A 17,870-nucleotide genomic window follows, 5' to 3' on the forward strand; every position below is an offset into this window, starting at 1 on the left:
AGAGCGTTTTGCTTACTTTTGCGCTTTTCAAAAGTGAGCCGCCGTCAGGGCGGAACCCTAAGTGGCCGTTACCACAGAAACGGATATGTACTCGGTCTGATCCAACACCCCAGTCGGCCCAAAGGCAGCCATCGGGGGCAAGCCCCCTCCCACACTTGACCGAGCAAGACTTTAAATCTGCTCCTGCAACCGCCCACCCTCGATCCGCACATGCCTTTCATGGAAGCGCTTGAGACTGCTGCGGTGGCCGACGCTGACGATGCTCAACCCCGGCAGTTCATCGATCAGCGCCTGATACAACGTTGCCTCATCCTCCTCATCCATGGCCGAGGTCGCTTCGTCCATGTACAGCCACTGCGGCGCGAACAATAACGCACGAGCAAAGGCCAGGCGCTGTTGCTCGCCGGGCGAGAGCATGCGCTGCCAGTGGTTGGCTTCATCCAGGCGGCTGACCAGATGCGGCAGGCGGCAGGTTTCCAGGACCTGTGCATAACGCTCTGCCGGATAGACGCTGTCGTCCTGTGGATAACTCAGCACGGCCTTGAGCGTGCCAATCGGTAAATACGGCTTCTGCGGCAGAAACAGATAGCGCGTCGCCGGCAGGCGAATGCTGCCATGGCCGGCCGGCCACAGATGTCCCATCGCCCGCAGCAAGGTGCTCTTGCCGCTGCCGGAACGCCCGCTGAGCATCACGCGCTGGCCAGGCTCCACGGTCATGTCGGCGTCGGTGAGCAAGTGACGGCCGTCGGCCAGGTCCATGCCCAGATTCTTGATCACCAGGTGTTCGCCTTCAGGGCGCACATCGATGGCCGGGGCACGCTGCTCGTTGTCGCTCATGGCCTGCTGGAAACTCAGCAGACGGTCACTGGTAGCGCGCCACGACGCCAGTTCCGAGTAGGCGTTGATAAACCAGCTGAAGTTCTCCTGCACATTGCCGAACGCCGAGTTGATTTGCATCAGTTCGCCCAGTTCGATCTTACCGGTGAAGTAGCGCGGCGCGGCGACGATAAACGGGAAGATAATCGCGATCTGGCTGTAGCCGGCGGTAAAGAAGGTCAGGCGCTTGGACACTTTCATGATGTCCCAGAAGTTGTGCCAGACCTTGCCGAAGCGCGTGCTCAGGCGTTGCTTTTCATTCGGTTCGCCGTTGTACAGCGCGATGCTTTCGGCATTTTCACGTACCCGTACCATGGAGAAACGCAAATCCGCTTCGAAGCGCTGTTGCTGGTTGCTCAAGCCGATCAGGCGACGCCCGATCAAGTGCGTCAGCCAACTGCCCACGGCGGCGTACAGCAGCGCGCACCAGAACATGTAGCCGGGAATGGTGAGGCCGAACACCTCGATGCTGCCCGACACGCCCCACAGGATGATCGAGAACGACACCAGGCTGACCACGTTGCGCAACAGCCCCAGGCCCAGGCTCAAGGTGCTGGAGGTGAACGTATTGAGGTCTTCGGAAATCCGCTGGTCCGGGTTATCGGTGTAGCCGCCCTGCTCCAGCTGGTAGTAGTTCTTGTGGGCGAGCCAGCGTGCGAAGTGCTGTTCGGTCAGCCAGGCACGCCAGCGGATGGTGAGCATCTGGGTCAGGTACAGGCGGTACACCGCGCCCAGGATCGCCACAGCCGCGATACCGCCGAAGTAAACGATCAATTGCCAGAAAGCAGCCGTGTCCTTCTTCTCCAGCGCGTTGTAGAAATCCTTGTACCAGTGGTTGATCCACACCGAGATCGCCACGCTGAACAGCGACAAAGCAATTACGGCGGCCAGCAGCAACCAGGCCCTGCCCTTCTCTTCACTGCGCCAATACGGCGTGATCATGGCCCAGGTTCGGCGGAAGAATTGCCCGCGCACCGCATCGTTGACCGCGGAATATTCAGCGTTCTGATTCATTGTTCAGGCTCGGTAGGAAAACATCACAGGCGTTTGAACCGATCATAGGTGATCGGTTCGTGCATCCGTGCAGCCTGAAGCGGGTTGTTCAGTCGCCGTTCAGCGTCGCACCGGGCGCTTCTGCAACTTACGCTGCAAGGTACGTCGGTGCATGCCCAACGCGCGAGCGGTGGCGGAGATATTACCTTCGTGCTCGGTCAGTACACGCTGGATGTGCTCCCACTGCAGGCGGTCCACCGACATGGGGTTTTCCGGAACCAGGGTATCGAGGTCGGCGTGCTCGGACAGCAGCGCGGCGAGCACGTCATCGGCATCCGCCGGCTTGCACAGGTAGTTGCAGGCGCCACGCTTGATGGCTTCGACGGCAGTGGCGATGCTGGAATAGCCGGTGAGGATCACCACGCGCATTTCCGGGTCGAGCTCGAGCAGCTTGGGCAACAGCACCAGGCCCGAGTCGCCGTCCATTTTCAGGTCGAGCGCGGCGTAGTCCGGCAGGTCGGCCTGGGCGATGGTCAGGCCTTCTTCGGCCGAGCCTGCGGTGCTGACGCGAAAGCCGCGACGGCTCATGGCACGCGCCATCACGCGGGTAAAGGTGGCGTCATCATCTACCAGCAACAAATGCGGCAGTTCTTCGCCTTCGACTTGGATCTCGTCACTCATCGATATCTCCTCGTGCGACACGGGGCAGGCGCAGCTCGGTGAGCGTACCGCCTTCCTCATGACTATAGAGCTTCACTGAGCCGCCCGCGCGGGTCACGCTGGCCTTGCTCAAAAACAGGCCAAGGCCGAAACCTTTGCCCTTGGTGGTAAAAAACGGTTTGCCGATCTGCTCGGCAATGGCCAGCGGCACGCCCGCGCCGTGGTCACGAATGCTGATGGTGACGTTTTCCGCGTCCCAGTCCAACTGCACGCCCAGGCCTTCAGGGCAAGCGTCGGCGGCATTGTTCAACAGGTTGAGCAAGGCCTGGGTGAGATCCGGCGGCGGCGCCATGCGCGGTACGCTGCCCTGGCCCAACAGGCTGAAACGGTAACTGGCTTCAGGGCGCATCAGGTGCCAGCGGTTCAGGGCTTCGTCGAGCCACTGGGTGACATCCTGCATCTCGACCGCCAGACGCCGATTGGCTTCGGCGGCGCGTACCAGTTGCTGCAGGGTCAACTTGCACTGCTTGACCTGTTCCTGCAGCACGCTGAGATCATCCTGCAACGCCGGGTCGTGATGGTCCTGGGTCATTTCCTTGAGCAGCACGCTCATGGTCGCCAGCGGCGTGCCCAGCTCATGGGCGGCACCTGCCGCCTGCGTGGCGACCGCCAGCAATTGCTGGTCGCGCAGGCCTTCTTCACGGCGAATCGCGCGCAGCTCTTCCTGACGGCGCAACTCTTCGGCCATGCGCGCGGCAAAAAACGTGATAACGGCGGCGGACAAGGCAAAGCTGAGCCACATCCCGTAGATCTGCAGATTTTCCCGAGCGATCGGAAAGGTCTGCAGTGGATAGAATTGCGCCAGCAGCAGCGTGTACAGCGTCAGCGCGATGCCCGACAGCACCACCGAATAGCGCCATGGCAGGGTCACGGCGGCAATGGTCAGCGGCACCAGGTAATAAGACACAAACGGATTGGTGGAACCGCCGGAGAAGTACAGCAACACACTGTGGATAAACAGGTCGCAGGCCAATTGCAGCGCGTATTCCAACTCGGTGACCGGCCAGGTGGTGCGCAAGCGGATGGCGGTAAACGCACACAGCACGCTGGAAAAGCCGAGGGTCACGGCCAGTTGCAGCCAGGGCAGCGGCAGCAGGTCGAACCAATAGGCGAGCCCGACGGAACCGGCCTGTGCGGCCAATACCAACGTGCGGATGAACGTCAGGCGCCAGAGGTTCTGGCGGGTGGCGGAAGTCAGTTTTACGGCGGCGAGCATGAGCTCTCCCGATGAGCGCTGCAGGCGGATCGGCACGAGTATAAACGAAGCAGACCCGCCGGCACGGCGCGTGTGGCTCTTTGACGCAGGCGGGGGCAGATGACCGTTCGTCGGCGCCGTCACAACATGTAGGGAATATGTAAACCCGAAGAACCCGGCGCCACCGTCTACAGTCATACCGAACACGACAATCCCAAGGAGCTTTCATGTCCCGTTTCATTCGCAGTGCCGCTGTCCTCACCCTCGGCGCAAGCGCCCTGGCCAGCCTGCCGGCCATGGCCGCCGATGAACTGCATTACAACCAGATCTCCCTGCGCGCCGAAGTCAGCCAGGAAGTGGCGCGCGACAAGATGATCGTGACCCTCTACACCGAATCGCAAAACGCCGACCCGGCCAAGCTTGCCGCTGAAATCACCACCACCATGAACACCGCCCTGGGCCAGGCGCGCGAAGTCAAGGCCGTGACCCTGCGCCAGGGCAGCCGCAACAGCTACCCGATCTACGACAGCAAAAACCAGAAAATCACCGGCTGGCGTGAACGCGCCGAACTGCGCCTGGAAAGCGCGGACTTCCCGGCGTTGTCCAAACTCACCGGCGAGTTGTTGAACACCCTGAAAATGGACAGCATGGACTTCGCCATCGCTGACAGCACGCGCAAGGCCAGCGAAGATGCGATGCTCAAAGACGCAGTGGCAGCGTTCAAGGCCCGTGCGCAACTGGCTACCGATGCACTCGGCGGCAAGGGTTACAAAATCGTCAACCTGAATTTCAACACCAACGGCTACCCGATGCCCTACGCGCGCGGCGCCATGATGATGAAAGCGGCGATGGCCGATTCGGCGCCCACGCCTGAAGTGGAAGCCGGCACCAGCCAGGTCAACATGAGCGCAGACGGCGTGATTGAAGTGCAGATGCAGTGACCCCTACCTGACAACCCTGAACGGCGGTAACCTCGGTGACCGCCGTTTTCATTTGCGCAGCTTTTACAGGGTTGCGATTTCAGGGGTCTCCATGGACAGAATTGCCTTCAAACCGCTCCTCCTTGCCGCAGGCCTCCTGGCCTTTATGCCGCTGGCTCACGCCTCCACCACCTTGGTCTACTGCTCCGAAGCCAGCCCCGCCGGCTTCGATCCCAGCCAATACACCAGCGGCACCGACTTTGACGCCTCCGCCGAAACCGTGTTCAACCGCCTCACCCAGTTCAAGCGTGGCGGCACCGAAGTCGAGCCCGGCCTTGCCACCCGCTGGGATGTGTCCGAAGACGGCCTCACCTACACCTTCCACTTACGTGATGGCGTCAAGTTTCACACCACCGACTTCTTCACCCCGACCCGCGACTTCAACGCCGATGATGTGGTGTTTACCTTCACCCGCCTGCTGGATGCCGAGAGTCCGTTTCGCAAGGCCTACCCCTCCGAATCGCCCTACTTCACCGACATGGGCCTGAACACCACGATCAAAAGCGTCGACAAACTCGACGACCACACCGTGCGCTTCAACCTGAACAACGTTGATGCCTCGTTCGTGCAGAACCTGGCCATGAGTTTCGCCTCGGTGCAATCGGCCGAGTACGCCGCCCAGCTCCTCAAGCAAGGCAAGGCCGAGGACATCAATCAGAAACCGGTGGGCACCGGACCGTTCGTGTTCAAGCGCTACCAGAAAGACGCGCAGATCCGCTACGTCGCCAATAAACAGTATTGGAAGCCCGAGGACGTGAAACTCGACAACCTGGTCTTCGCCATTACCCCGGACGCCGCCGCGCGCCTGCAGAAACTCAAGGCCGGCGAATGCCAGGTCAGCGGCTACCCGCGCCCTGCCGACATCGAGGTGATGAAGCAGGACCCCGACTTGCGCGTGCTGCAGCAGGCCGGCTTCAACCTGGGTTTCCTGGCCTACAACGTTACCCATCCGCCGCTGGACCAGCTCAAAGTGCGCCAGGCCCTGGATATGGCCATCGACAAGCCTGCAATCATCAAGGCGGTTTACCAGGGCGCCGGACAATTGGCGCAGAACGCACTGCCACCGGCGCAGTGGTCTTATGACCCGGCGATCAAGGATGCACCGTACGACCCGACCAAGGCCCGGGCGCTACTAAAAGAAGCAGGGGTTGCACCTGGTACCACCATCGATCTTTGGGCGATGACCGTGCAACGCGCCTCCAACCCGAACGCGCGCATGTCCGCACAAATGATCCAGCAGGACTGGGCCAAGGTCGGCATCAAGGCCAATATCGTCAGCTATGAGTGGGGCGAATACATCAAGCGCGCCAAAAATGGTGAACACGACGCGATGATTTATGGCTGGACCGGCGACAACGGCGACCCCGATAACTGGCTCGGCGTGCTCTACAGTTGTGCCGCAGTCAAGGGCAGCAACTACGCCAAATGGTGTAACCCGGCCTATGACAAGCTGGTGCAGCAGGCCAAGGTCAGCAACGACCGCGAACAGCGCATCAAGTGGTATCAACAGGCACAACAAATCCTTAAGGAACAAGTACCTATAACGCCTATTGCGAACTCGACGGTTTTCCAGCCAATGCGCAAGCAAGTCCGCGACTTCAAGATCAGCCCGTTCGGGCTGACACCGTTCTACGGCGTGAGTCTAGATAAGTAACAACAACGCCCCAATCGAGTGCACTAGACGCCTCGATTGGGCTTTTGCGGTGCGCCCGACGCACCGAAAAAAACCGCCAAACGGACACATTTATGTCGAAACTTTCATAAATGCGACATTCTTGTACGCCCGTCCCACTGTTTGGTGCTTGCAACCGTTCAACATCTTGCAATGGGTATGGCGCCTGCATAAGTATCCGCAGGCCGACTCACGAGGTCGCCCTCACCACCAAAAATGACAACAAATCATGAGGCCAACATGCTTAAACACGCAGTCCTTCCGTTATTAGTGAGCGCTGGCCTTATGGCCGCAGCCCCATTTGCCCAAGCGGCAACTAACCTGGTGTTCTGCTCCGAAGGGAGCCCGGCCGGTTTTGACCCAGGCCAGTACACCACCGGAACAGACTTCGATGCCTCGGCCGAAACCATGTTCAACCGCCTGAGCCAGTTCGAACGCGGCGGCACCGCCGTGGTGCCTGGCCTCGCCACCAGCTGGGACGTGTCCCCGGACGGCCTGACGTATACCTTCCACCTGCGCGAAGGCGTCAAGTTCCACACCACCCCGTACTTCAAGCCGACTCGTGAATTTTCGGCCGACGACGTCCTGTTCACGTTCAACCGGATGATCAATAAAGACGATCCATTCCGTAAGGCCTACCCCACCGAGTTCCCGTATTTCACGGACATGGGGATGGACACCAACATCAAGAACATCGAGAAAATCGATGACCACACCGTCAAGTTCACCCTTGGCACCGTGGACGCCGCGTTCATTCAGAACATGGCAATGAGCTTCGCCTCGATCCAATCCGCCGAATACGCCGCGCAATTGTTGAAGGAAGGCAAACCTGCCGACATCAACCAGAAGCCGGTCGGCACCGGTCCGTTCGTGTTCAAGAGCTACCAGAAAGACTCGAACATTCGCTACACCGGCAACAAGGACTACTGGAAACCTGAAGACGTGAAGATCGATAACCTGATCTTCGCCATCACCACTGACCCGTCGGTGCGTATCCAGAAGCTCAAGAAAAACGAATGCCAGGTCACCCTGTTCCCGCGTCCGGCCGACCTCAAGGCGCTGGGTGAAGACAAGGACCTGAAACTGCCGCACCAGGCCGGTTTCAACCTGGGCTACGTGGCCTACAACGTGATGGACAAGGTCAAGGGCAGCGATCAGCCAAACCCGCTGGCGGACCTGCGCGTACGCCAGGCGCTGGACATGTCGGTGAACAAGCAGCAGATCATCGACTCGGTGTACCAGGGTGCCGGTCAATTGGCCGTCAACGCCATGCCGCCGACCCAATGGTCCTACGACACCACCATCAAGGACGCCGCCTACAATCCCGAGAAAGCCAAGGCGCTGCTCAAGGAAGCCGGCATCAAGGAAGGCACCGAGATCGTGCTGTGGGCCATGCCGGTTCAGCGTCCGTACAACCCGAACGCCAAACTGATGGCTGAGATGCTGCAGAACGACTGGTCCAAGATCGGCTTGAAGGTCAAGATCACCAGCTACGAGTGGGGCGAGTACATCAAGCGCTCCAAGGGCGGCGAGAACCAGGCCATGATCATTGGCTGGAGCGGCGACAATGGTGACCCGGACAACTGGCTGAACGTGCTGTTCGGCTGCGACTCGCTGTCGGGCAACAACTTCTCCAAGTGGTGCGACAAGAAATTCGACGGCATCGTGAAACAAGCCAAGGCCACATCGGATGTCGCCAAACGCACCGAGCTGTACAAGCAGGCGCAACATGTACTCAAAGACGCAGTTCCGATGACACCTATCGCGCACTCGACGGTGTATCAACCCATGCGCAACACCGTGCAGGACTTCAAGATCAGCCCATTTGGCTTGAACTCCTTCTACGGCGTGAGCGTAAGCGGCAAGTAAGGATCAATAACGGCGACGTTTCACAACGTCGCCGTTATTTCATCCGCCTAGATCGTAGGAAACAGACCACATTTTAAGCGCCGCCGTCCTACAGTAATGAACTGCGCTTCATGTCTCCGTTACCTACAAGGCCAGTCCGATTTGGCGCATTTACTGTGAAGTCCGCGACCCATAACGTCGTAGGACGGCAGAGGCCCCAATTTGAGAAAGGTACTCGCTGTGTGTGGGATCAGTGATGTCTCCCTGGCTGTGGCCAGTGGGACCGCTCGCTGTTGATAACTACAAACAAGGATCGGGATCGTCATGCGCCATACCACCGTTCTATCCGCACTGTTTGCCACCAGCCTTCTGGCCGTGGCCACAACGGCTGAAGCCGCCGACAAGAAGAGCCTGGTGTTCTGCTCCGAGGGCAGCCCGGCAGGCTTTGACACCGCGCAATACACCACCGCCACCGACAACGACGCTGCAGAGCCGTTGTACAACCGCCTGGTCGAGTTCGAAAAGGGTGCAACTGACGTCGTGCCCGGGCTGGCCACCAACTGGGATATTTCCGAAGACGGACTGACCTACACGTTTCACCTGCGTGAAGGGGTGAAGTTCCACAGCAACAAGGAGTTCAAGCCGACGCGCGACTTCAACGCCGACGACGTGCTGTTCACCTTCAACCGCATGCTTGACCCCGACCATCCGTTTCGCAAGGCCTACCCTACCGAGTTCCCCTACTTCAACGGGATGAGCCTGAACAAGAACATCGCCAAGGTCGAAAAAACCGACCCGCACACCGTGGTGATCACCTTGAACACGGTCGATGCCGCGTTCGTGCAAAACATCGCCATGAGCTTCGCCGCGATCCTCTCCGCCGAGTATGCCGAGCAATTGCTCAAGGAAGGCAAACCCAGCGATATCAACCAGAAGCCGATCGGCACCGGCCCGTTTGTGTTCCAGCGTTACCAGAAAGACTCGCAGATTCGCTACGTGGCGAACAAACAGTACTGGGACCCGAGCCGGGTCAAGCTCGACCAACTGATCTTCGCCATCAACACCGACGCTTCGGTGCGCGTGCAGAAGCTCAAGGCCGGCGAATGCCAGATCACCCTGCACCCGCGCCCTGCCGATGTCGACGCGCTCAAGGCCGACCCGAACCTGCAACTGCTGACCAAGCCGGGCTTCAACCTCGGCTACATCGCCTACAACGTGCGCCACAAGCCGTTCGACCAGCTTGAAGTGCGCCAGGCGCTGGACATGGCGGTGAACAAGCAGAGCATCCTCAACGCCGTCTACCAGGGTGCGGGACAACTGGCCGTCAACGCCATGCCGCCGACCCAGTGGTCCTACGACGACAGCATCAAGGACGCCGCCTACAACCCGGAAAAAGCCAAGGAACTGCTCAAGGCCGCCGGCGTGAAGGAAGGCACCGAGATCACCCTCTGGGCGATGCCGGTACAACGTCCGTACAACCCCAACGCCAAGCTGATGGCTGAAATGCTGCAGAACGATTGGGCCAAGATCGGCCTGAAAGTGAAGATCGTCAGCTACGAATGGGGCGAATACATCAAGCGCACCAAGAACGGTGAGCATGATGTCAGCCTGATCGGCTGGACCGGCGACAACGGTGACCCGGACAACTGGCTGGGCACCCTCTACAGCTGCGACGCCATCGGCGGGAACAACTACTCCATGTGGTGTGACCCGGCGTACGACAAGCTGATCAAGCAAGCCAAGGTCGTCACCGACCGTGAACAAAGGACTGTTCTGTACAAACAGGCACAGCAACTGCTCAAGCAGCAGGTGCCGATCACGCCAGTCGCCCACTCGACGGTCAACCAGCCGTTAAGCGCCAAAGTCGAAGGCTTCAAAGTGAGCCCCTTCGGCCGCAACGTGTTCTCGGGCGTCAGTATCACCCCATAAGAAAAAATAACCGGATTGCGCAGGGCGATGTTGGCCCTGCGGCAAACGTGCAGGCTTTTGTTGGGAATTTTCCTACGCCAAACGTTTGCAATAGCTTGAACGAGTTACACACCCAATAGCCGGTTCACCTAAAAAGACCGGCATAAAAAAGAGAACCAAAGGAGCTTCACCCATGAAACTGAGCAGCAAAGCGCTTCTGGCCCTGGCCATCAGCAGCATCACGGCCACCGCCTACGCTGAAACCCAGAGCCAGGACTTCGTTCCTACCACTCTGGCCGGCACCAGCGCCCAAAGCGAGGCCAAGGGCTTCATCGAAGATTTCAGCCTGGGCGGCACCACGCGTAACTGGTACTCCCATGAAAGCAAATACCGTGGGGGCACCTTCTCGTACCAGAAGCATGGTGAAACCCGTACCGACCGCAACCGTACCAACTGGGTGCAGGGCACCATCCTCAACGCCAGCTCGGGTTTCACCCAGGGCACTGTCGGCGTCAAGACCGAAGTGGCGGTGTACAACGCGCTGGTCCTGGACCGCAGCAAGCGTGATATCAAGGGCGGCTCCAACCGCACCCTGGCCGACTCCAACGGTGATGCCGTCGACCAGTGGAGCAAACTGGGCCTGGCCAACGTGCAGTTCCGCGTGTCCAACACCACGCTGACCGCCGGTCGCCAGAACTTCAGCAGCGGCATCGTCGACACCATCGGCAACCGTGCGCTGCCTTCAAGCTTCCAGGGTGTGAGCTTCAACAGCGCAGAGTTCAGCAACCTGTCGTTCCAGGGCGGTATTTTCGATCGCGTTTCCCCGCGTACCGAACAGAGCCTGTCGAAATTCCGCAGCGAATACGGCAATGGCGCGGAAACCGACAAGGTCTCCACCCTGGGTGTGAACTACCAGCCGCTGAAAAGCCTGAAGACCAGCTTCTTCGCCGCCAACGTGAAGGACTTCTGGAACCAGTACTACTTCGGCGCGACCCACGAACTGGGCGACGCTCAGCAACTGGGCCTGACCACCGGCTTCAACTACTACAAGACGGTCGATGAAGGCAAAAAAGAGATGGGGGAAATCGACAACGATACCTTCTCCCTGTCCCTTGGCCTGACTCACCAGGCCCACAGCCTGACCTTCGGCTACCAGCAAGTGAACGGTAACGAGTACTTCGACTACCTGCACGAAACCAACGGCATCTACCTGGCCAACTCCCTGACGTCCGACTTCAACGGCCCGAACGAGAAATCGTTCCAGATCGCCTACGCCATCAACATGGCCGAATACGGCGTGCCAGGCCTGAAGTTCAACGCCTACTCGGCCCGCGGCTGGGGCATCGACGGTACCCACTACACCGGCAACAATGGTCGCGCCAAGTTCGCCTACGACGGTATCCAGTCCCAGGACGGCGAGAAGCACCAGGAATACGGTGTAGGCGCCTCTTACGCCCTGCAGAGCGGCCCGCTCAAAGCCACTACCGTGCGCGCAACCTACGTTGAGCACCGTGGCAGCGAGTTCCAGTCCGACGGCAGCATCAAAGAGTTCCGTCTGGTCACCACCATCCCGTTCAACATTCTTTAATTAGCGCCAGGTAAGCGGCGGGCTCAGGACGAGCCCGCCGTCTTCGCGTTTCTGGCTCCATCGATTGCAGAGGGCTCTGAATGAAAATGCTCCCGTTACAAGCTGCCATGGCCGCTGCGCTGTTGAGCGTGGCGATCGGCGTTTCGGCCAAACCGCTGGTGGTCTGCACCGAAGCCAGCCCGGAAGGTTTTGACCCGGTCCTGTACACCACCGCCGTGACCGCTGACGCCGCAGCCGAAACCATGTTCAACCGCCTGGTGGACTTCAAGCCCGGCACCACTGAAGTGGTCCCGGCCCTGGCCAAGGACCTGCCGGAAATCAGCGCCGATGGCCTGACCTACACGTTCCACCTGCGTGACGATATCAAGTTCCACACCACCGACTATTTCAAACCCACGCGCAACCTGAACGCCGACGACGTGCTTTGGAGCTTCCAGCGCCAGCTGGACCCGAATCACCCGTGGCATAACAAGTCGCTCGTAGGCTACCCGTACTTCGAAAGCATGGGCTTCAAGGAACTGCTCAAGAGCGTAGAGAAGACCGATGATCACACCGTCGTTTTTACCCTGACCCGTCCTGAAGCACCGTTCCTGGCCGACCTGGGCATGGCATTCTCTTCAATCCACTCCAAGGAATACGCCGACCAGTTGCTCAAGTCCGGCAAGACCGATGACCTCAACGCCAAGCCCATCGGCACTGGCCCGTTCATCTTCATCCGTTATCAAAAAGATGCCCAGGCGCGCTTCAAGGCCAACCCTGAGTACTTTCGCGGCAAACCGGCAGTTGATCCGTTGATCCTGGCGATCAGCACCGATAACAACGTGCGCCTGCAGAAGCTCAAGGCCAATGAATGTCAGATCGCGTTGTTCCCCAAGCCGGATGACATTCCAAGCATCAAGAAAGACCCGAACCTGAAAGTCGACGAACTGGCGGCGATGACCACCAGTTACACCGCGATGAACACCACCCACAAATACATGAGCGATGCCCGGGTACGCCACGCGATCAACATCGCGTTCGACAAGGCAGGCTACACCGAAGCCCTGTTCGGCAAAGGCAATGCGGTGGTCGGCACCGGCCCTTATCCGCCGACCTTGCTGGGTTTCAACGACAAACTGAAAAACCCGCCGCGTGACCTGGACAAGGCCCGCGCCCTGCTCAAGGAAGCCGGCGTACCGGAAGGCACCGAATTCACCCTGTTCACCCGCAACGGCGGCGGCCCGACCAACCCCAATCCAATGCTCGGCGCCCAGCGCATGCAGGCGGATCTGGCGCAGGTTGGCCTGAAGGTCAATATCAAAGTCATGGAATGGGGCGAAATGCTCAAGCGCGCTAAAAACGGCGAGCACGACATGGTTTCGGCTGGCTGGGTCGGCGATAACGGCGACCCGGACAACTTCCTCACACCCAACCTGAGTTGCGATGCGGCGAAAAACGGCGAAAACTACGCACGCTGGTGTAACAAAGAGTTTCAGGACTTGATCGACAAGGCCCGTGCAGAAAAGGAACCGGCCTCACGGGCTGCGCTCTATGAACAAGCACAGGATGTTTTCGAGAAGGACCAGCCATGGCTTCCCATGGCTTATCCGAAACTGTTCACCGCCATGCGCAAGAACGTAGAAGGCTTCACCCAAAGCCCTCTGGGTACAAATAACTTCGCCACCACCCAGGTGAAGTAAATAAGAAAAACGCTCGGCGCCGTCGACCCTGACGGCGCCGAACCTGCCTAACCGGCTGATTGAGGTATACACCAAGATGTTTAGTTTTATTGCCCGCCGACTGGGGTTATTGATCCCCACGTTCTTCGGCATCACGTTGCTGACCTTTGCGTTGATTCGCATGATTCCAGGCGACCCCGTAGAAGTCATGATGGGCGAGCGTCGGGTTGACCCCGAAATGCATGCCCAGGCAATGGAACGCCTTGGCTTGAACAAGCCGTTGTATGCGCAATACCTGGACTATGTGGGCAAACTTGCCCAGGGCGACCTTGGCGAATCCCTGCGCACCCGCACCAGCGTGTGGACCGAGTTCACCGCACTCTTTCCGGCGACCCTGGAACTGTCCATGGCCGCCCTGTTGTTCGCCGGTATCCTGGGCCTGCTGGCCGGGGTGATCGCGGCACTCAAGCGAGGATCGCTGTTCGACCACGGGGTGATGGGCATCTCCCTGGCGGGCTACTCGATGCCGATCTTCTGGTGGGGCCTGATCCTGATCATGTTCTTCTCGGTAAGCCTGGGCTGGACCCCGGTTTCCGGGCGTATCGACCTGCTCTACGACATCGAGCCGCGCACCGGCTTCATGCTCATCGACACGCTGCTGGCCGACGAGCCGGACGCGTTCTGGGACGCCTTGCACCACTTGATCCTGCCGGCCATCGTGCTGGGCACCATCCCGCTGGCGGTAATCGCGCGCATGACCCGCTCGTCGATGCTCGAAGTGCTGCGTGAAGACTACATCCGCACCGCCAAGGCCAAGGGCCTGTCGCCGGCGCGCGTAGTGTTCGTGCACGGCCTGCGCAACGCACTGATCCCGGTGCTCACCGTGGTCGGCCTGCAAGTCGGCACGCTGCTGGCCGGTGCGGTACTGACCGAAACCATCTTCTCGTGGCCCGGCATCGGCAAATGGCTGATCGAAGCCATTGGCGCGCGGGACTACCCGGTGGTGCAGAACGGCATTCTGCTGATCGCCTGCCTGGTGATCCTGGTGAACTTCGTGGTGGATATCCTCTACGGCTTCGCCAACCCACGCATCCGTCACCAGCGCTGAGATCATGACCATGACTACCTCTACTCCAGTGTCAGCAGTCGATCAGAGCCTGCTGTACCCGTCCCCGTACAAAGAATTCTGGCAAGCCTTCTCCAAGAACAAAGGTGCGGTTGCCGGCCTGCTGTTCATGCTGCTGATCGTGTTCTGCGCGATCTTCGCACCCTGGGTTGCACCGCATAACCCGAGCGAGCAATACCGCGACTTCCTGCTCACTCCGCCTGCGTGGCTGGAAGGCGGGCAGATGCAGTTTCTGCTCGGCACCGACGAACTGGGCCGCGACCTGCTCTCGCGCCTGATCCAGGGTTCGCGCCTGTCGCTGCTGATCGGCTTGTCGTCGGTGGTGATGTCGCTGATCCCGGGCATCCTGCTGGGCCTGTTCGCCGGGTTCTTCCCGCGTCTGCTCGGCCCGACCATCATGCGTTTGATGGACATCATGCTGGCCCTGCCCTCGCTGCTGCTGGCGGTGGCGATTGTCGCCATCCTCGGCCCTGGCCTGATCAACACCGTGATCGCGATCGCCATCGTGTCGCTGCCGTCCTACGTGCGCCTGACCCGCGCTGCGGTGATGGGCGAGCTGAACCGCGACTACGTGACGGCGGCGCGCCTGGCCGGTGCCGGCCTGCCACGCCTGATGTTCGTCACCGTGCTGCCCAACTGCATGGCGCCGCTGATCGTACAGGCGACCCTGAGCTTTTCCTCGGCGATTCTCGATGCCGCGGCCCTGGGCTTCCTGGGCCTTGGCGTACAACCGCCAACGCCTGAGTGGGGCACCATGCTGGCTTCGGCCCGTGACTACATCGAACGCGCCTGGTGGGTAGTGAGCTTGCCTGGCTTGACCATTTTGCTCAGCGTGCTGGCAATCAACTTGATGGGTGACGGCCTGCGCGACGCGCTGGACCCGAAACTCAAGAACGCCGCCTGAGGAGATTCCCATGTCACTGTTAGAAATCAAGAATCTCAACGTGCGCTTCGGCGACAAGACCGCCGTACCGGTGGTCGATGGCCTCGACATTACCGTCGACAAGGGCGAAGTCCTGGCAATCGTTGGCGAGTCGGGCTCGGGTAAATCCGTGACCATGATGGCGCTGATGGGCCTGATCGAGCATCCCGGTATCGTCACCGCCGACGCGCTGAACTTCGACGGCAAGGACATGCTCAAGCTGAGCAACCGCCAGCGCCGCCAGATCGTCGGCAAAGACCTGGCGATGGTGTTCCAGGACCCGATGACCGCGCTGAACCCCAGCTACACCGTGGGTTTCCAGATTGAAGAAGTGCTGCGCCTGCACCTGAAAATGTCCGGCCGGCAAGCGCGCAAGCGGGCCATCGAACTGCTGGAAAAAGTTGAAATCCCGGGCGCCGCCAGCCGTATGGATGCCTACCCGCACCAACTGTCCGGCGGTATGAGCCAGCGCGTGGCAATCGCCATGGCGATTGCCGGCGAGCCGAAACTGCTGATCGCCGACGAACCGACCACCGCCTTGGACGTAACCATCCAGGCGCAGATCATGGACCTGCTGCTGGCCCTGCAGAAAGAACAGAACATGGGCCTGGTGCTGATCACCCACGACCTCGCGGTCGTGGCTGAAACCGCCCAGCGCGTGTGCGTGATGTACGCAGGCCAGGCCGTGGAAGTCGGCCAGGTGCCGCAACTGTTCGACATCCCGGCGCACCCGTACAGCGAAGCGCTGCTCAAGGCGATTCCGGAACACAGCCTGGGCGCCACGCGGCTGGCCACGCTGCCCGGCATCGTGCCGGGCCGCTATGACCGCCCGCAGGGTTGCCTGCTGTCGCCGCGTTGCCCGTACGTGCAGGAAAACTGCCGCACCCAGCGCCCGAGCCTTGATCCGAAAACCAACAGCCTTGCACGCTGCTTCTACCCCTTGAACCAGGAGGTGGCGTAATGGCCGTCGTTCTTACCGCCCGCGACCTGACCCGTCACTACGAAGTGTCCCGTGGCCTGTTCAAGGGCCACGCCACGGTGCGCGCCCTTAATGGTGTGTCCTTCGAACTCGAAGCCGGCAAGACCCTTGCCGTGGTAGGCGAGTCGGGTTGCGGCAAGTCCACCCTGGCCCGCGCCCTCACGCTGATCGAGGAGCCGTCTTCGGGCTCGCTTAAAATCGCCGGCCAGGAAGTCGCCGGTGCCGACAAGGCCCAGCGCAAGCAGTTGCGCAAAGACGTGCAGATGGTGTTCCAGAGCCCGTACGCTTCTTTGAACCCACGCCAGAAGGTCGGCGATCAGCTCGGTGAGCCGCTGCTGATCAACACCAACCTGTCCGCCGCCGAACGCCGCGAAAAAGTGCAGGCGATGATGAAGCAAGTGGGCCTGCGTCCCGAGCATTATCAGCGCTACCCGCACATGTTCTCCGGTGGCCAGCGCCAGCGTATCGCCCTGGCCCGGGCGATGATGCTGCAACCCAAAGTGCTGGTGGCGGATGAGCCGACCTCGGCGCTGGACGTGTCGATCCAGGCCCAGGTGCTCAACCTGTTCATGGATTTGCAGCAGGAATTCAACACCGCCTACGTGTTCATCTCCCACAACCTGGCGGTGGTGCAACACGTCGCCGACGACGTGATGGTGATGTACCTCGGCCGCCCGGTGGAAGTGGGCCCCAAGGAAGACATCTACGCCCGTCCGCTGCACCCGTACACCCAGGCGCTGCTGTCGGCCACCCCGACCATTCACCCGGACCCGAGCAAGCCGAAAATCAAGATCGTCGGCGAACTGCCCAATCCGCTGAACCCACCGCCTGGCTGCGCGTTCCACAAGCGCTGCCCGTATGCGACAGCGCGCTGCAGCACAGAGGAGCCGCTGTTGCGGCCGTTGGATAATCGCCAGGTGGCTTGCCACTATGCGGAGCAGTTCGTCGCCTGAGCGATCGGGACGCAGAGCGTCCCAGGCGGCATTCCCACGCGGAGCGTGGGAACGATCAGTGATGCGGCGTCAGTGAGTTCTACAGCCCTTCCCGTCAGGTTGCGCATCAGCCTGGCGGGAGGGGCTTCTTTTTGGGTTGGCGCCGCGTCTCAGGTTTCGCCGTCATCAAAGGTCACACTGTCTTCGCCTTCGTTGATCGGGTTTTCCGGATCTTTAACGTCTGTGGGCTGGGGCTGCGGTTTCCAGCTGCCGGAATTGACCTCGTTGGCCTTTCTCTTGGTGACAGGGCCGGTGTCCTTCCATTGGGGCGTGCCATCGACGGCCAGTGCCGGGAGCGTCGTCAGCCCCGGGCCTGCCAGTAGCATCAGACAAATAGCGTATCGAACATTTCGCACGGAGGTCTCCTTCGCAGTCAATGTGTGAACGCTAGACCCGATGCAGGGTTCTCGCCA

Annotated in this window: 14 protein-coding genes; 10 read left to right on the plus strand and 4 right to left on the minus strand. The window is 60.3% G+C overall.

Annotated features, from left to right (window positions below; translation table 11 throughout):
• Positions 1-171 precede the first annotated feature (171 nt).
• The 3 genes from BFP93_RS14425 to BFP93_RS14435 form a co-directional block, all read right to left on the minus strand.
• On the minus strand, positions 172-1,890 hold the full coding sequence (locus BFP93_RS14425) for an ABC transporter ATP-binding protein/permease (RefSeq protein WP_065893638.1): 1,719 nt from the start codon (positions 1,888-1,890) through the stop codon (positions 172-174).
• Between the two features lie 99 nt (positions 1,891-1,989).
• Complete coding sequence (locus BFP93_RS14430; RefSeq protein WP_003171731.1) at positions 1,990-2,550, minus strand: response regulator transcription factor; 561 nt, start codon at positions 2,548-2,550, stop codon at positions 1,990-1,992.
• Entirely contained in the window at positions 2,543-3,805 is a 1,263-nt protein-coding gene (locus BFP93_RS14435; protein ID WP_065893639.1) for an ATP-binding protein, read from the minus strand. Before BFP93_RS14435 ends, BFP93_RS14430 begins: the two co-directional genes overlap by 8 nt.
• A gap of 206 nt (positions 3,806-4,011) precedes the next feature.
• Here BFP93_RS14435 and BFP93_RS14440 point away from each other — a divergent pair, with 206 nt between their 5' ends.
• From BFP93_RS14440 to BFP93_RS14485, 10 genes are all read left to right on the plus strand, one after another.
• Positions 4,012-4,725: an SIMPL domain-containing protein gene (locus tag BFP93_RS14440; protein ID WP_065893640.1), complete on the plus strand. Its 714-nt coding sequence runs from the start codon at positions 4,012-4,014 to the stop codon at positions 4,723-4,725.
• 91 nt (positions 4,726-4,816) lie between these two features.
• Complete coding sequence (locus BFP93_RS14445; protein ID WP_065893641.1) at positions 4,817-6,418, plus strand: ABC transporter substrate-binding protein; 1,602 nt, start codon at positions 4,817-4,819, stop codon at positions 6,416-6,418.
• A 258-nt stretch (positions 6,419-6,676) separates the two neighbouring features.
• On the plus strand, positions 6,677-8,305 hold the full coding sequence (locus tag BFP93_RS14450) for an ABC transporter substrate-binding protein (protein ID WP_065883656.1): 1,629 nt from the start codon (positions 6,677-6,679) through the stop codon (positions 8,303-8,305).
• Between the two features lie 303 nt (positions 8,306-8,608).
• On the plus strand, positions 8,609-10,213 hold the full coding sequence (locus BFP93_RS14455; protein ID WP_065883652.1) for an ABC transporter substrate-binding protein: 1,605 nt from the start codon (positions 8,609-8,611) through the stop codon (positions 10,211-10,213).
• 172 nt (positions 10,214-10,385) lie between these two features.
• A complete protein-coding gene (locus BFP93_RS14460; RefSeq protein ID WP_065883650.1) occupies positions 10,386-11,780 on the plus strand; it encodes an OprD family outer membrane porin in 1,395 nt (464 codons plus the stop codon).
• 80 nt (positions 11,781-11,860) lie between these two features.
• Positions 11,861-13,459 carry an ABC transporter substrate-binding protein gene (locus BFP93_RS14465; protein ID WP_065893642.1) on the plus strand — a complete coding sequence of 533 codons (1,599 nt, stop codon included), beginning with the start codon at positions 11,861-11,863 and terminating at the stop codon, positions 13,457-13,459.
• Between the two features lie 76 nt (positions 13,460-13,535).
• Complete coding sequence (locus BFP93_RS14470) at positions 13,536-14,546, plus strand: ABC transporter permease subunit (protein ID WP_003171721.1); 1,011 nt, start codon at positions 13,536-13,538, stop codon at positions 14,544-14,546.
• Positions 14,547-14,556: 10 nt separating this feature from the next.
• Entirely contained in the window at positions 14,557-15,468 is a 912-nt protein-coding gene (locus BFP93_RS14475; protein ID WP_065883645.1) for an ABC transporter permease subunit, read from the plus strand.
• Positions 15,469-15,478: 10 nt separating this feature from the next.
• Positions 15,479-16,447: an ABC transporter ATP-binding protein gene (locus BFP93_RS14480; protein WP_065883643.1), complete on the plus strand. Its 969-nt coding sequence runs from the start codon at positions 15,479-15,481 to the stop codon at positions 16,445-16,447.
• Positions 16,447-17,418 carry a peptide ABC transporter ATP-binding protein gene (locus tag BFP93_RS14485; protein WP_065893643.1) on the plus strand — a complete coding sequence of 324 codons (972 nt, stop codon included), beginning with the start codon at positions 16,447-16,449 and terminating at the stop codon, positions 17,416-17,418. Before BFP93_RS14480 ends, BFP93_RS14485 begins: the two co-directional genes overlap by 1 nt.
• A 149-nt stretch (positions 17,419-17,567) precedes the next feature.
• Here the strand turns inward: BFP93_RS14485 and BFP93_RS14490 are convergent, their stop codons facing one another.
• Positions 17,568-17,813, minus strand: a complete 246-nt coding sequence (locus BFP93_RS14490; protein ID WP_065883640.1) for a hypothetical protein — start codon at positions 17,811-17,813, stop codon at positions 17,568-17,570.
• Positions 17,814-17,870: the final 57 nt, after the last annotated feature.

This window comes from Pseudomonas sp. 44 R 15 (assembly GCF_900004965.1).
Lineage (GTDB): Bacteria > Pseudomonadota > Gammaproteobacteria > Pseudomonadales > Pseudomonadaceae > Aquipseudomonas > Aquipseudomonas orientalis_A.